At 40.2% G+C, this 16,231-nt stretch carries 14 protein-coding genes and 2 pseudogenes; 7 read left to right on the top strand and 9 right to left on the bottom strand.

What is annotated here, in order from left to right; translation table 11 throughout:
• Positions 1-60: 60 nt before the first annotated feature.
• Complete coding sequence (locus WA1_RS22105; RefSeq protein WP_017744510.1) at positions 61-1,932, top strand: ATP-binding protein; 1,872 nt, start codon at positions 61-63, stop codon at positions 1,930-1,932.
• 39 nt (positions 1,933-1,971) lie between these two features.
• On the opposite strand, the gene WA1_RS58185 is transcribed toward WA1_RS22105, so the two are convergent.
• On the bottom strand, positions 1,972-2,145 hold the full coding sequence (locus WA1_RS58185) for a hypothetical protein (RefSeq protein ID WP_017744511.1): 174 nt from the start codon (positions 2,143-2,145) through the stop codon (positions 1,972-1,974).
• 142 nt (positions 2,146-2,287) lie between these two features.
• Positions 2,288-2,506, bottom strand: coding sequence for a hypothetical protein (locus WA1_RS22100; protein WP_017744512.1), 219 nt, complete (start codon positions 2,504-2,506; stop codon positions 2,288-2,290).
• A gap of 504 nt (positions 2,507-3,010) precedes the next feature.
• Between WA1_RS22100 and uvsE the strand changes: the two genes are divergently transcribed.
• The gene (gene uvsE, locus WA1_RS22095) at positions 3,011-4,003 is read left to right on the top strand and encodes a UV DNA damage repair endonuclease UvsE (RefSeq protein WP_017744513.1); all 993 of its coding nucleotides are present in this window, start codon (positions 3,011-3,013) and stop codon (positions 4,001-4,003) included.
• Between the two features lie 54 nt (positions 4,004-4,057).
• Complete coding sequence (locus WA1_RS22090; RefSeq protein ID WP_017744514.1) at positions 4,058-5,656, top strand: Hsp70 family protein; 1,599 nt, start codon at positions 4,058-4,060, stop codon at positions 5,654-5,656.
• Between the two features lie 442 nt (positions 5,657-6,098).
• On the opposite strand, the gene WA1_RS22085 is transcribed toward WA1_RS22090, so the two are convergent.
• Complete coding sequence (locus WA1_RS22085; protein WP_026134776.1) at positions 6,099-6,608, bottom strand: L,D-transpeptidase; 510 nt, start codon at positions 6,606-6,608, stop codon at positions 6,099-6,101.
• A gap of 210 nt (positions 6,609-6,818) precedes the next feature.
• Between WA1_RS22085 and WA1_RS22080 the strand changes: the two genes are divergently transcribed.
• Positions 6,819-7,892 (top strand): WD40 repeat domain-containing protein, encoded by a 1,074-nt coding sequence (locus tag WA1_RS22080; protein ID WP_051077061.1) that lies wholly within the window; start codon positions 6,819-6,821, stop codon positions 7,890-7,892.
• 173 nt (positions 7,893-8,065) lie between these two features.
• Entirely contained in the window at positions 8,066-8,404 is a 339-nt protein-coding gene (locus WA1_RS22075) for a DUF760 domain-containing protein (RefSeq protein WP_017744517.1), read from the top strand.
• Between the two features lie 78 nt (positions 8,405-8,482).
• Here the strand turns inward: WA1_RS22075 and WA1_RS22070 are convergent, their stop codons facing one another.
• The 4 genes and pseudogenes from WA1_RS22070 to WA1_RS22060 form a co-directional block, all read right to left on the bottom strand.
• Positions 8,483-8,800 (bottom strand): hypothetical protein, encoded by a 318-nt coding sequence (locus WA1_RS22070; protein ID WP_017744518.1) that lies wholly within the window; start codon positions 8,798-8,800, stop codon positions 8,483-8,485.
• A 121-nt stretch (positions 8,801-8,921) separates the two neighbouring features.
• A pseudogene (locus WA1_RS22065) lies at positions 8,922-11,108 on the bottom strand (GAF domain-containing hybrid sensor histidine kinase/response regulator); the annotation flags it as partial.
• 78 nt (positions 11,109-11,186) lie between these two features.
• Positions 11,187-11,528, bottom strand: a pseudogene (locus tag WA1_RS61780) (response regulator); the annotation flags it as partial.
• Positions 11,529-11,572: 44 nt separating this feature from the next.
• Positions 11,573-11,767: a hypothetical protein gene (locus tag WA1_RS22060; protein WP_026134777.1), complete on the bottom strand. Its 195-nt coding sequence runs from the start codon at positions 11,765-11,767 to the stop codon at positions 11,573-11,575.
• A gap of 612 nt (positions 11,768-12,379) precedes the next feature.
• Between WA1_RS22060 and WA1_RS22055 the strand changes: the two genes are divergently transcribed.
• Both WA1_RS22055 and WA1_RS22050 read left to right on the top strand, forming a co-directional pair.
• Positions 12,380-12,934 carry an SRPBCC family protein gene (locus WA1_RS22055; RefSeq protein WP_017744521.1) on the top strand — a complete coding sequence of 185 codons (555 nt, stop codon included), beginning with the start codon at positions 12,380-12,382 and terminating at the stop codon, positions 12,932-12,934.
• Between the two features lie 8 nt (positions 12,935-12,942).
• Positions 12,943-13,518 carry a DUF924 family protein gene (locus tag WA1_RS22050; protein WP_017744522.1) on the top strand — a complete coding sequence of 192 codons (576 nt, stop codon included), beginning with the start codon at positions 12,943-12,945 and terminating at the stop codon, positions 13,516-13,518.
• A 183-nt stretch (positions 13,519-13,701) separates the two neighbouring features.
• On the opposite strand, the gene WA1_RS22045 is transcribed toward WA1_RS22050, so the two are convergent.
• Entirely contained in the window at positions 13,702-13,962 is a 261-nt protein-coding gene (locus tag WA1_RS22045) for a hypothetical protein (protein WP_017744523.1), read from the bottom strand.
• Between the two features lie 186 nt (positions 13,963-14,148).
• Positions 14,149-15,864, bottom strand: coding sequence for a protein kinase domain-containing protein (locus tag WA1_RS22040; protein ID WP_017744524.1), 1,716 nt, complete (start codon positions 15,862-15,864; stop codon positions 14,149-14,151).
• Between the last annotated feature and the right edge of the window lie 367 nt (positions 15,865-16,231).

Here is a 16,231-nt window from a genome sequence, read left to right as displayed (position 1 = left end):
ATTTAAAGAGATTAATGATTTCTTAAGATTACTGATAACAATTGTTGAAAAATTATTGCTATGGTACTTGCGTCAATTTTTATTCCCCACGGACACTGCTATCTTTGGCAGCCAGAGTTAGTGGGATTGCACATTATTTCAGATGCTCTGACTGCAATAGCTTATTACTCTATCCCTTTCACGTTAACTTACATTGTTGAAAAGAGGCGCGACATTCCTTACAACTGGATTTTCCTCTTGTTTGGAGCTTTTATTGTTTTATGTGGTACAACCCACATTTTTGAAATTTGGACACTTTGGCATCCCAACTACTGGTTATCTGGCTTCACTAAAGCAATTACAGCCCTGGTTTCCCTGTACACGGCTGTTATGCTAGTCCAACTAGTGCCACAAGTTTTGGCAATTCCTAGCGCTGCTCAATTTGAGGGAGTGAAAAATGAAATAGCGGAACGCCAACGGGTGGAAGTGGAATTGCAAAAAGCTAAAGAAACTGCTGAGGCGGCGAATCGTGCCAAAAGTCGGTTTTTGGCTTCTATGAGTCACGAACTACGCACCCCTCTCAACAGTATATTGGGTTTTACCCAAATCATGCACCGAGATACCTCTTTCTCTCCAGAGTATAGGGAGTATATCAATATTATTAATCGTAGCGGTCAACACTTGCTGGAATTAATCAATGATGTTTTAGAGATGTCGAAAATTGAAGCAGGGAGAGTTAAGCTCAGCATTAGTTCTTTCGATCTCTATCGCCTCATCGATAACTTAGAAGAAATGCTGCACCTCAAAGCTGCATCCAAGCAACTGACATTAACTTTTGATTGTGCATCATCAGTACCACAGTACATTAGTACGGATGAAAGCAAATTGCGCCAAATTCTACTGAACTTGCTCAGTAATGCCATCAAGTTTACAGAAAGTGGTAGTGTAACGTTACGTGTAAGACTGGGGAGTCGTGAGTGGGGAGTGGTGAGTGGGGAATCTTCTCCTACTCCCAATTCCCCATTCCCAACTCCCTATTACCTTCATTTTGAAGTTACAGACACTGGTCCCGGTATCGATCCTGTAGAAATGAACTTACTGTTTGAAGCGTTTGAACAGACTTCCATTGGCAGAAAAACAGCAGAAGGCACGGGATTGGGACTACCTATCAGCCGCTTTTTCGTGAATCTTATGGGTGGCGAGATGACTGTTAGGAGTGTTGTGGGAGAGGGAAGTGTATTTGCTTTCCATATTCAAGTTGAAGTGCCGCAAATAACACAGGTACAAACTGAATTATTCCACAAGCGGGTGAAGAGCATTACCCCTAATAAACCTGTTTATCGATTGCTAATTGTGGATGACAATTGGGAACATCGTCAACTTCTACTAGCACTCCTAAAACCTTTGGGTTTTGAGGTACGGGAAGCCGAAAACGGTCAACAAGGGATAGAGGTATGGGAAAGTTGGGAACCGCACCTGATTTTTATGGATATGCAAATGCCTATCATGAACGGTTATGAAGCAACTCAACACATCAAAGCTACCCCTTTGGGGCAAGCCACTGTCATTATTGCTCTGACAGCGACTACATTTAATGATGAGCGATCGCTGTCTTTATCAGCTGGATGTGATAATTTCATCCGCAAGCCATTTCAAGAGGAAGAAATTTTTGATAAACTTGCCCAACATTTAGATATAAACTATATCTACTTTGATTGTGCGCCTATTGGTCGAACATCACAAAAACTCTCTACCAACACAATCAAACAAGATTTAGCTGTGATGCCCGATAAATGGATACAACAGCTGTATGAAGCAGCCTCTGGAGGTAGTGATGAACGTGTTTTCCAGTTGATAGCTGAAATTCCAAAAGAACACACAACTCTGCTCGATACTCTTCAACAACTGACAAAGGACTTTCGCTTTGACGAAATTATTGACGCAATCAAGTAGGGTAGGAAATTTCCCCAAATCCTTACCCACCTTTACCCATCATGGGTCATTTTTGGGGGCGTCTGAGATCAGATCATCGACAAACGTTCTGAGAATATCCTGCCAATTCGGTATGGTTTTCAGTTTTTCTCTGACTCCTTTCTTGACTTTGAATTGAACTGGACTTTTGTCGTAAGCTTCGCCTTCTTTAGGTTGGAATTTTTGCGTAGGCATAGTTATTTTTCTAATATCTAGTATACTAGATATTATATTGAACTAACTTTCGTTAAATGTCAACGCTCAAATATGGCAAACGCCAATCAAGACATTTTTGTGGTGTTACATTTATGAGGATTTTTAAAATTTATGCTCTTCATTATGCCTTAGAAATCGGTTTGAGAAATAGCCAAGCGACAAAGAAGGTAGCAGCAGTAAATAGTTGCGTTAAATCCAAGGCAGATAAATATCCATCCGAAAACGATGCAATACTGCGATCGGTAATTCCAAAGAGCCAAGACGAGATACCAAATAGCCAAATCCCATTCTTAAAATTTCCAACAAATTGATTGGCTTTTGATGGTTGCTGATTATTCATAAATTTTCTGTTCCATTGGTAAAAAATTTGATGCTTAAGAAGATGCACCAGTTGATGTGGGGCATTTTGGGCATTTCTTGGTGTGACGCTTGGACGAATGCTAAATTTTTTGGGTACTGACTCCTGACATTAAATTACTCTTATATTAATAAATATTTAATATACTTGACAACACTACCAAAAGGTACACATACCCAATTTAATGTTTCACGACTGAGATTAGCCCCTGTACTTTTTTCCAATAGTTGCCAAACCCGGTCACAATGCACTTTGACGACTCATTTAATAATTAATGTAACAATTATTTACTTAACGCTCTAAAATTTTCTGTCAAGAACGATACAGATCGATGTAATCTTTGTCACTGGTCACTGCTTACTGGTCACTGGTCACTGGTCACTGCTTACTGGTCACTGGTCACTGTTAATTCTGTCTTTAGATACTGAGCAACCATAGGCAGGAGTGAGTTAGATGGAAGGAGTGGAGTAATAGCGATATAAAACTATGTCAGCAGTGCAGGAATCAAAATCCCGATCGCGAATTGCAGGCGATCGCTCATCTAATGCACAGCAGTTGCCAAAAACCGGGGACATTGCAGCAACTGCTTCTCCACGCTTAGGGCTTGTTTGTATTACATCTTCCAAAGATGTTCGCTACCGAACTATAACGCGAACGCGCTACTTAGAACTTCCAGAGAACCAGCGTGAAACTGCTCTTAAAGTCATTTATCGAGAAAACCTACAACGCTTGGATTTTGCATTAACTTTCTGCTTGCGAAACTCAATTCATCTTTACCGTATGTCATCTGGCTTATTCCCTATGAGCGATCTAGAAGATGAAGTCGGTACAACTGTATTGGAAAGTATGAGTGCAGATTTAGCCAAAATTGGACAAAGGGCAGAAAGAGTAGGCATTAGAATGGTGCTGCATCCAGATCAATATGTGGTGTTGAGTTCTGATTCACCGCAAGTAGTGGCATCAAGTATCAAAATTTTGGCTCGTCACGCTCGCACGCTAGATTTACTGGGTTTACCACGTTCTTCTTGGTCACTTATGAATATTCATGGTGGTAAATCACAACGTGCAGATCGTCTCGTGGGGGTAATTTCAGAATTGCCAGAAAACATAAGAAGCCGCTTAACTTTGGAAAACGACGAAAACGCTTACAGTTCAAGTGAAATTTTGGAAGTTTGCCAAAAAGCTGACATTCCACTGGTATTTGATGCCCATCACCATATTTGTCATGAAAATTTAGAGAGTTATGACGATCCAAGTGTTGCCGAAATGTTTTACGCTGCACGGGAAACTTGGGATAACCCTGATTGGCAGTTAGTTCACATTTCCAATGGAGAAGAAGCATTCGGCGACAGAAAACACAGTGAGTACATCACGGCAATGCCAAGTGCGTACAGTGAAGCACCTTGGATAGAGGTTGAAGCTAAACGTAAGGAAGAAGCAATAGCCCATTTGCGTGCTTGGTGGCTTGTGGGAGAATAATCTTATGTAAAAGCTAGCAAAGTTTGTGTCTCGGCATAAGATTATTGAAAAAATATGGCAATAGCAATCGATTTTGGTACCAGTAACACGGTTATTGCTCGTTGGAACCCCGTTACCCAAAGCCCAGAAACTCTCAACCTACCTGGGTTATCGATTCAACAAAGTCTCAACCCCCCTTTGATTCCTAGCTTAGTGTATGTTGAAGATGCTTCAAAGGGGCAAGTTTTGGTCGGTCAACAGGTACGCGATCGCGGTCTCGATCTGAAAAACGAACCACGGTTTTTCCGTAGTTTCAAACGGGGTATCGGTGCGGATATTCAGGGATTCTTACCGGAATTAGATGGGCAAATCACTACCTTTGAACAAGTAGGGCAATGGTTTCTTTCTCAAGCGATCGAACAATTGGCGTCCTTACAAGGTGGGATAGATTCTTTGGTGTTAACTGTACCTGTTGATAGCTTTGAAACCTACCGTCACTGGTTGGGAAAAGTCTGCCAAGCTCTTCCTGTAGAGCAAGTGCGAATGCTAGATGAACCTACCGCAGCTGCTTTAGGTTATGGTATGACAGACCAAGAAATTCTTTTGGTTATTGACTTTGGCGGTGGAACCTTAGATTTATCCATAGTTCAATTGGATAAAACCGTACAAGCGACGCAAAAACCTTTAGGATTTATACTGAAGTGGGGTAATAAGTCTTTAGCAGAAGATTCAAAACAAAAGGTAAAAACGGCTCGCGTCTTGGCAAAGGCTGGGCAAAATTTAGGTGGTACTGATATTGATAATTGGTTGCTTGATTACTTTGCTAAAACTCAAGAGATACCAATTAGTCCTTTAACAACTAGATTGGCGGAAAAGATAAAGATTCAACTATCGACTCAAACCCAAGCTAGCGAAGTTTATTTCAACGATGAAACGTTTGAGAGTTATGAATTAGAACTCAACCGCGAGATTTTGGAAAATATTCTTAAAGAAAATTCCTTTTTTGAACGACTTGATGAGTCGATGACTTCTTTGTTGCAACAAGCGCGACGTCAAGGAATAGAAGTCTCAGATATCAATGCTGTTTTGTTAGTTGGCGGTACAGTACAGTTACCGACAGTCCAAACATGGGTGAAGCAGTATTTTGCTCCAGAAAAAATTCGTTGCGAACGTCCTTTTGAAGCCATTGCCCAAGGGGCTTTACAGCTAGCCCAAGGTATAGAACTCAAAGATTTTCTCTACCACAGTTATGGTGTCCGCTATTGGGATCGCCGTAATCGCCGTCACAACTGGCATCCTATTATTAAGGCTGGGCAACCGTATCCGATGATGCAGCCAGTGGAGTTGGTTTTGGGTGCTTCTGTAGAGAATCAACCCAGTATTGAATTGATTATGGGTGAATTGGGAGCAGAAATTGGTGGTACAGAAGTTTATTTTGATGGCGATCGCCTGATTACTCGCCGTCTTGGTAGCACCACTAGCAGCGTCAAACCTCTCAATGATAAAGACGGTGCAAGAACTATTGCTCAACTTACACCACCAGGGCATCCCGGAGGCGATCGCGTCAAAATTCTTTTTTTAGTTGACGAGCAGCGCTTTTTACGGATTACAGTTGAGGATTTATTAAGCAATGAAACGCTGTTAGAAAATCAACTTGTTGCACAATTAAGTTAAAAAGGGGTTAGTAGTTAGTAGTTAGTGGTTAGTAGTTAGTGGTTAGTAGTTAGTGGTTAGTAGTTAGTGGTTAGTAGGGGCGGAACGCCTTGCGCCCTTACAGTGAGTGGTTAGTGGTGAACAGTTGATAAAGTTGGGACAAATATAAGAAGTACATCAACTGAATCTATATTGACATCCATCCAACCTACAAAACCATAATAGTAACCATTAACAACCAACAACTAACAACTAACCACTAACCACTAACCATTATGTAATTTTACGGAAAAAACAACTTGAAATTAAGATTTAGTAAAGGAAAGCTTTTGTACTTGATAACTTCCGAAGAAATCCATATTTTATAAGAGACATTTAAAATTGTAACAATTTATGCAAATTTTTGTTAGGCAGCACCCCTCATAGAGAGGTACTTAGGATTTACGTTGCTTTCTTTTCTCTACTACTTCTGTACTACCACTGGTGTCCCTATAGATGCCCAGTTAAATAACCATTTAGCATGATTAGGAGCTAAATTGACACAACCGTGACTCACTGGGGTTCCGAATTTTCGATGCCAGTATGCTCCATGAATCGCATAGCCTCCACTATAGTACATAGTGTGTGGGACACGGGGAACATCATAGTCGCTACCCCGCATTCGGGTAGACTTGTGCTTAGATTGAATTTTAAAAACACCAGTGCGAGTTGGAGTGGATTTTCTACCTGTGGAAACAACAATTGCGTAAACAGGTTTGCCGCCTTCCCAAGCAACTAACTTTTGTTCTGAAAGCTTAACCTGAATCCAACGCTGAGTAGATTGTCGTAACGTCTGTATTTGTTGTTTGATAATTTGAGATTTTGATTGTGCCAAAACCTCACCTGATGCTGCAACAGAAACATTCAAGGCTAATACTGCACCAGCAAGTAACTTCAAGGGACTTACCCAAACAGGAGAAATCAAACTTTTCATGGCAGACATACTTACTTAATAGAGTTGAGGGAACGGTTTAGCTATCTTCTATACTGCCCAGTTTATAGCTGTAACATATCTTTCACCATACGCCATACCTGAGGACACGATACTTTGAACTCATAGGAATGACCTGCTGTAGTCTCAATGCCATGTTCCTACAGCGAAAAGAAATGTTTGCCGATCTTGATGATTATGATTTTACAATCTATGTTTTCTAAAAAAGTGTTAGCAGGGTTAGGAATATCGACAGCAGTGGCTGTTATGGGTTTAGGTTGGTCAAAATTACCCTTGAAAGCAAAAATACGTGTTTCATCAGTTCAATATGCACTGACGACTAATCTGTCCATCACTCTTAAAGGTCATGCAGCTTGGATTTATGCAATAGCAATTAGCCCTGATGGAGAAATCTTAGCCAGTGGCAGTTATGACGGCACTATTAAGATTTGGAATTTGCAAGCAGGCAAAGGCAAATTACTCTTCACCATCGCTGGTCATGCTGATGCAGTTGAATCCCTCGCTATTAGTTCTGATGGTACTACCCTTGCTAGTGGTAGTTGGGATAACCAGATTAAGTTATGGAATCTCAAAACTGGCAAAACAATTCGCACTCTCTCAGGACATTCAGACGATGTCGAATCTGTTGCTTTTAGCCCCGATGGAAAAACTGTCATCAGTGGCAGTTGGGATAAAACAGTCAGATTGTGGAATGTAGAAACTGGAAGGGTAGTTCGCTCCTTGAACCAGAAAGAAGCTGTAAGAACCATCGCTATCAGCCCTGATGGAAAATTTCTTGTAAGTGGCACAGAAAATGGAAAAATTATCATCTGGCAACTTTCAACAGGTAAGTTAAAAACAATCTTGACTTCCCATGAGAAATATGTATCTGCGCTCGCCTTCAGCCCTGATGGAAAAACGTTTGCGAGTGTCAGTCAAGACCAAACAATTAAGTTATGGAGTCCTCAAACAGGCAAACTGCAACAGACTTTTAGCGGACATGATAGTGCAATCTTATCCGTTGCTTTTAGTACAGATGGACAAACTCTTGCCACCAGTGGGTATGACCAAACTATTAGGTTATGGAATGTCCAGACTGGAGAGTTATCAAACACCCTTACAGGACATGAGAAAGCGGTTTGGGCTATTGTTTTTCGTCCCAAAACCAAAATGATTGTTAGTGGTAGTGCGGATGAGACTGTCAAAATTTGGCAAATCCTACTAGTACCGCTTCGCGGAGAGCCTGGGAACCCTAGCAATAGGGATATTAAGGCGGCAATGTCTTAAGAATCACCTAGCATGGACGGCAGGTGAGTGTCAACAAGTTTTAATTGTGACATTGGCAATAGTAGAGGGAACCGTCAATTCAGGGTTCGGTTAGGCTCACTGAGTAATAGTCAAGAAACTGCTAAATTAGTTTGTAGAAGTATACATAACTATGTAAATCACAGGTTTCTACCATGAATAATCTGTCAGATCCTAACCCAGAATATTTTGGTAGTGAAGTGTCAAACGGTAACTTGTTGTGGCAATACGTTCAATCTATGAGTCCGGAAACCATTGCCCAACTTTCTAAACCTTCATCTCCCGAAGTGCTTCAAGCAATGGAACGCACGATTATCTCGATGTTGGGAGGTCTGCCTTCAGAACACTTCACCGTCACTATCACAACGAGCAGCGACAACCTTGGAAAGCTTCTCGCTGCTGCCATGATGAATGGTTACTTTCTGCGTAACGCTGAAAATCGTATGGTCTTTGAAAAGGCTTTACAAGCAGCAGATGCTCACTCGGAAGCATAGGAACCAATTTTTTTGTAAAGACGCGCTGTAACGCGTCTCTACATCGTTTTCAGAGATTTCTTTCAAATATAACTTTTGCTAGCTTTTCTTGACATCCCGAGCCATGTTAAGAAAGTAATCCATTTGAGGATTGGGACTGCGGGGACGAATCTTGGTTTGTGTTTCAATTTTTTGTGCGGGTTTGGATTCTTCTATTTTTGATGGCTCGGTTATACTGCGCTTTATCTCCTGTTTTGTATCAGGTTCTAAGAAATATTGAGAATTGGAAAACCCAAATAGGTTAGCAAAAAAATTCTTGACGTTGCTAAAGAAGTTAAAGAGACTTCTCAGAAGAAATCCAAACAAGGCTTCAAGACGAATAAAAGTATTTTGAACGATTTGTATTAAACGTGACATGGTAGCGACCCCTCTATAGCTACTATGTAGTTATTATATAGCAATCCTATTTGATTTTTGAAATATATGTAGGGTGGGCATTGCCCACCCTACTGAGATTTTTTCATAAATCATGATTTCTTTATAAATCTCCAGATAGTGCCAAGTCAGTCAATTGCATGATTTTTTCAAAGTAGAAATTGTGCGCTAAATCAGTTAAAGCTGATGCTAATTGAGCATACTCAGTAGGAATATACCCTATCAAGTTAAAAATCAACTCATCACTACATTGAGCAGCAGCAAGATTTAACTCTCTTAACCAATCAGGAGACATCTGAGATAAATCAAGAAACAAATCCTCTGTTGACACAATGTCCTCTGATGCTTTATTATTTGCGTCATCTACAGAGTTATTTTCTTCTTCATAAAGGTATTGCAGATCCAAATATTGTTTTAATTGTTCTAGTAGCAATTCTTCTCGAAACGGCTTTTTAATAAAATCATGACAACCTGCCTGAATCATAGATGTTTTTTGTTCCTCGAAAGCACTAGCCGTAAGGGCGATGATGATGGTTTGAAACTGGGCATTGGGCATGGGAGATTGAGAGTGAGCAATTGCGAGTGTCTTTTCCCTTGCCTTAATCTGTCTTGTTGCTTCATAGCCATCCATAACTGGCATTCGCATATCCATTAACACTATATGTGGATGCCAAGATTCCCATTCCAAGATAGCTTGTATACCATTATCTGCTTCGCGGACGCTAAATCCAATAGTTGACAGTAATTTCACCAATAATAAACGACTGTCGATCGCATCATCTACCACTAAGATACGGTACTCCGGTTGATTGGGTGCTAAACCAATCACTCGGTTTGGTACTGGGCTAATAATATTTTCGCGTTGACTAGTCAATTCAATAGGGATGTAAAAAGCAAACGTACTCCCCTCACCTAAAGTACTGCTAACGCTAATCTCACCACCTATAAGATGCACGTATTTACGGCAAATGGCTAACCCCAACCCCGTTCCTTGTTGTGATTCTCTCCCAGTTTCCGTTTGCCCAAATGCTTCAAACAGCAAATCTATTTCATGAGGTGCAATTCCAAGCCCAGTGTCTTGAACCTCAAAGAATAAGGCATTGGGCCTTGGGCTTTGGGCATTGGAAGCATCCCAATTCTCCATGCCCCATTCGCCATGCCCCATTTTTACACGTAACGTTACACTACCACTGTTAGTAAACTTGATGGCATTGCCTAAGAGATTGAGCAACACTTGACGCAGCTTACTGGCATCGGTTTTCACGTTCTGGGGAAGGTTTGGATCTAACTCAAACACGAGTTCTAAACCTTTTGAAACTGCACGTAAATGCAGCATTTGTTGCAAGTTATCTAACAGGTGATGTAAGTTAAAAGAGTTGATGTTAAGCGTTGTCCTACCTGCTTCGATCTTAGACATTTCCAGAATGTCATTGATTAAGTTGAGCAGGTGTTCTCCCGCACGATTAATGATGTCTAGATTTTGCTGATTTTCTTGAGATAATGTACGATCGCGACTCATCAATTGGCTAAATCCAAGGATAGCATTGAGTGGAGTCCGCAACTCATGACTCATGTTAGCTAGAAATTCACTTTTGGCATGATTAGCAGCATCAGCCGCGACAACAGCTTGTTGCAACGCTGTTGACTGTTGTTGAGTTTTTGCCAGTAATTCTGCTTGCTGTAGTACAACTCCTAACTGATTGCCTATTTGCACAACAATATTAATTTCTCCCGTTTTCCAGTTACGAGGATGGGAATTTTGATAACTGGCAAGAAGTCCCCAAAGTTGTTCGCCACAAAATATAGGAACGGTAATATAAGCTTTGGCTTGAAAGCGTTCCAAAAGGTTAATGTAACAAGTGTCAAAATTAGCTTTGTAAATATCAGGAACACACAAGAAACTTGTACCACGGTTATATACACAACCTTGTGTTTCTTGCATATAAGTATCTAAAACTTGATTATCTTGACTGTTAAATAATTGAACAATACAACGTTCGTTTTCTAAAGTATTTTTAGTATGATTGGGGTGATTTTTATGTTCTTCAATGATAGACTCCCAGCTTTTGCCCACCGACTCCGCGATAAACTCTCCACTCCAATCTGGGTTAAAACGGTACACCACAACGCGATCGCAATTAAGTACTTGCCGCAATTCTTGTGTTGTGGCTGCAAAAATGGTTCCCAGATCCAACGATTGCCGCATACTTTGAATCACTTGAGATATGGCTCGCTCTCTTTCTGCACTTTCCCTTAATTCAACTTCTGTATGCTCACGAGATTGTATTTCATTTTTCAGTTGAGCATTTTGCTCTTTTAGCTGTTTTTGCCATCTTTGAGTATTGATTTGATTTTCTATACGTAATACAATCTCTTCTTCATTAACTGGTTTTGTAAGATAATCAAAAATTCCTAATTTCAAATATTTTAATTTTTCAGAAATTTTCTTGATAAGAGTCATCAAGATTATTGGAATATTTTGGGTTTTCTTATCTGATTTTAACTGTTGGCAGAGTGTATAACTTTCTGTTTCTGGTATGTTAATATTTAACACAATCAGATCTGGTAATTCATGAAGCGCCTCTTCTTGTTGAAAACTAACTCTTTGAACTCTGTAACCTTTATGGATAAGGATGTCAAATAGCTTGTGTAGCTGTTCTGGTCGATCGTCAAAAAATAAAATTTTTGTATCACGAACATCCTTTTCCATAAAATAAAGCTTTTCCTTTTCTGACGTTATTAAAAAAACTCAAATTAGAATCGCCACCAAGTCTTCTGCACGTAACTTAGAATACCCATAGCCACCGCACCCAGAAGCAACAGCCAAATAATTCCTCCCGGAAGAAAAGTAATCACACCAAAACCTCTCAAAATCCAGACAGCGATCGCAACACCAAGAAAAATTCCAAGAGATTGGTTTAATCTACGATTTAACTTAGACGAATTCATTCCTAGTCCTCCAAACATTAGAAGCTTACTTTTGTTTAACTTATCTTTTTTTATTTTATCTTGACAAGATTTTACAAATCCTAAAAGACTTATAAAGTGTGTAGTGTCAGAGCTAAACTCATTATTCTCTTCTATCAATATTTTAAAGAATATTTCAGTATTTACACTGAATGCGATCGGTGAAGACTTGTGAACAATTTAAGAATATGTTTGAAAAGTATTGGACGAAGATAATTCGCTCTTCGTGTAGCACTGATGTCCTTTGGACATGGGGCTATATGCTAACTCCCTAAGTTGGGAAACTCGCCGGCTTTCCCCAAATTCACCCCAAGGCAATGACTAGTGGATTTTTACCCATGTTGGTTGCTTGTGGGATATCTGACGCTGAGGAGAGAATTAATCATATGAAATTAGAATGCTAAAAATTTTAATATTAGCGATAAGAAGAGGCTGGTTTGTATGAAGTTTTGGTAATAATGGCAAATCCGTGACTATTTCCGGAAAACTTGTATATTGGATTGGAACTAAAATTGGCATATTTGACTCAATTGAGTTCAATATGCAGTTAAACCTTTATAGTAGTGGTTATTTTGAGGAGTGACTGAAAGTAATATGAGTGCATCGTTAATATCAGAGACAGTTATTACTGGTTCAAATATGGTTTGGAATCAAGATCAACAATCTTTGTTGATGCAAGGCGAAATTTTGTTACAGACACGTTCGCATACAGCCTGGGGTGGTGCAGTGACTGCCACAATGTATGTGCCACTGGTGCGATCGCAAGTGTGGCAGCAAATCACGGATTATCCCCGTTGGGTACAATATTTTCCTGATGTTACCAGAAGTGAAGTTTTGCAAAGAGGAGAAGTGAAGCGTCTGTATCAAGCAGCACAAAAAGCCTTCCTATTTTTTACGGCTCAAGTAGAAATATATCTGAATGTTGTGGAAGAACTTGGTCAGCAAATACAATTTCAGATGGAAAAAGGAAATTTCCACGATTTTGCAGCTAATTTAGAGCTAAAAGATTGTGGCAATGGCACTTTACTGACTTATGGAGTGGAAGCGACTCCAGCTATACCCGTACCATCAATTTTTATACAACAAGCAATGAACTTTGAATTGCCAACAAATATGCGTAAAATGCGACAAGTGCTTTGTAAGGGTTAGTAAAAGTGATGTCACAGGCAACTGAAATTTTAGACTTTTGGTTTGGCAAACTAGATGAACCGGGTTATGGCAAACCAAAATCTTCTTGGTTTAGTAAAAAACCGGAATTTGACGAAGAACTTCGCATCCGATTTTTAAGCGATTATCAAAAAGCAGCGGCAGGAAATCACGACGAATGGATCGATGCTCCCGATAGCTGTTTGGCTCTCATTTTGCTGCTCGATCAATTTCCTCGAAACGTTTTCCGAGATACTCCCGAAGCCTTTTTAACGGACTGGGAAGCACTCTCAGCAGCGCATCACGCCGTTGCCCAAGGCTACGACAAGAAACTTCTACCTGTCCAACGCTGGTTTATTTATCTCCCCTTTGAACACAGCGAAAACTTGGAACATCAGCGTAAGTCGGTTCAGTTATTTGAGCAACTCACCAACGATCCCGACAGCGCCAGTTGTATTGATTATGCTATTCGCCATATGAAAGTCATTGAGCGTTTCGGTCGCTTTCCCCATCGCAATGCAATTTTGGGAAGAACCTCAACATCAGAGGAAAAAGAGTTTTTAAAACAGGCAGGTTCTTCTTTTTAACAGTGACCAGTGACCAGTGACCAATGAATCCCCATATTTAAAGGTAGGGGATTTAAATCATGAATCAATTCCTTTTTTTTCATAAATAAATTTAGGGTCTTATACCATATAGGTAACTGGTCACTGGTTACTGATTACTGGTCACTGGTTACTGGTTACTGATTACTGGTCACTGGTCACTGATTACTGAAATACATACTGCTTATATTCTGATAAATTTCTTGAATCTTGAAAAACTATTGGTTCACTGTTAAATAAAACTGCATCTAGTTCGCTTTCCGTGAAAGAATAGCCTAAAGTAGCAGCAAAATTAACAATCTTTGTTTTATCCCAATCCCATATACCAAATAATCCCCGAACGCAGCACTGACGGTAGTATTGCTCGTAAATTGCTTGCTCCGACATCAACGTGTCATAAAAACCATTCACTTGCTCTAGTGCCATAGCATTTCATCCCCCTTTAGTATGATTTGTAGCATCTAGAAAAGCTACACAGATCAACCAGTTAATTCTGGTTACATACATTATTCAAAAGGTTTGAGTTCTGGCAAGGATAAATTTAGAAAAAATATGAAGTGTAAAGGATAAAGGATGAAAGATACTTCTACTTTATCCTTCATCCTTTATCTTTCATCCTTTATTTGATGCAATACAAGGTCGAAGCTCATCGCCAAAAAGCCAGCCTTGAGTACCATCAGGTAGTTGAACTTCTGTAAAATCACCGCGCGATCGCAAAAACAAAACCCGTTCGCCTAAATTGAGTTGTTTCATTGCGCCAACTTCCGTTCCTGGTTCGGGGCGTAATTTAGCCATAAACCTACCCCCTGGAGGGGAAATAATACGACAAAGTTGGGGTTTTTCGGATAACCAACTCTGTTGTGCGTTACTTCCGCTTGTATTGTCAGCGTTAAAAAAGACCAAACCACCGATCGCACTCGCACAGGCGGCAAAACTCACTCCTAAGAGGCGTGGCATTTTGCTAGGTATTGAGGCAATTGTAGATCGACCCGATCGCAAAATAATCTTTGAATGTTCTTTAAAGCTGTGAACCTTGGGCATGCGTATAGTTTTTACAACAGGCTGTTGTGGGGTTATCGGTACAAGTGCGAATTCAATTGGAACATACCCTGCAGGATAATCCTTGCTTGCGATCGCACTCACCCTAACATTGAGTTGTCCTAAACGTATACTGCTGCCAATAAAAAGTGGTATTTCACCAGCCAAAAGCAATTGACCATCAACAATAGGAGGGTTCCTTTGGCGTAAATTCCGCAAATAAAATCTTTCCTTAGCTAGATGAAAAAAGATTTCAATATGTAGACCTGATACAGTTGGATCGTTCAAGACAATATCGCACTCTTCGGGATTGCGACCAATACGAACTCTACCGGACTTTTTACTGTGTTGCTTCTCGGTAATTTTGCGATTCTTAGCTAATTCTCCTTCTTCCCATTCCAAAGTCAGTTCGTGTAGAGTCGTAGTTGTCACAGTCGCCTCAACGCTTGAAATTTGGTTATTAGGGTAAGCCGCTAATTCTCGAAGCGCACACAAAGCCTCAGTTGCTGTTTGATAACGATCCTTGAAGTGATAGCGCGTCATTTGAGTTAAGACAGATGCCAATCCCGGACTGACACAAGCTAGATGCTGCCACAAAATTTCTCCTGTATTCGGATCGTCTTGGAGTTTGTGCGGATACATCCCTGTTAGCGCTTGAATCCCCATCATTCCCAAGGCGTAGATATCACTGCTAGGACGGGGTAAGCGTCTAATTTGTTCGGAAGGCATATATCCGCGAGTTCCGACGATCAGAGTGAGATTGTTATGTCCCGTCCGAGTTGCCGTTTGACTCCGCAGTTGTTTAATTGCGCCAAAGTCAATGAGAACTAATTGGTTATCTGAAGCGCGTCTAATGAGATTGCTAGGTTTAATATCGCGATGAATCACCCCTTGGCTGTGGACAAACTCCAAAATGCTCAGTACCTCAATGAGCAATTGGATAACTTGGCTTTCCGTCCATCTAAGCCCCAAAGTTATTTCTTTGTTAAGAGAGTATCCATCAACAAATTCTTGTACCAAATAAAATTCTTGATTCTCTTCAAAGTATGCAAACAGTCGGGGTATCTGGTCATGGCTACCCAACTTTTGCAACGTTTCAGCTTCTTTTTGAAATAGCCTTCTAGCAGTTTCTAAAATTTCAGGGTCGGTACTAGAAGATTTGAGATGTTTGAGGACGCATTTAGGGTTTCCAGGGAGGTGGCTGTCCTCAGCAATGTAAGTTTGCCCAAAGCCTCCTTCACCCAATACTTCAAGGACTTTGTAATGTCCTGCTAGTAACTGCCCAATCATGTTGTGACGGTGATTGTAAAAAGATTGCTCCAATGATTCCCCACGTAAAGAAAGGATAAAGGATAAAGGATGAAGGATGAAAAGAACAATGAAGAATCAAGGGTCATAAATAACGACTTTTCATACTTTACACTTGAGACTTCACACTTTATCTAACATATTTTTCTAAAAAATAGGGAAATCAAAATTGAGAATAGATTTTTGTGGTTTGTAGCACATTTTTTGAAGTGCTTTAGTGTCGCTTATTTAGGTAGATATCAATAAAACGACCCCAGTACATAAATGAATATCAAATCTAATAAACCATTGTTGCCAGTTTGGCATATTTGCCCAAAAGCAAATTCAATTCCTAGACATATTTTTGTTT

Source organism: Scytonema hofmannii PCC 7110 (genome assembly GCF_000346485.2).
GTDB classification, from domain to species: Bacteria; Cyanobacteriota; Cyanobacteriia; order Cyanobacteriales; family Nostocaceae; genus Scytonema; species Scytonema hofmannii.
This window is presented reverse-complemented; position numbering and strand designations above follow the sequence as displayed.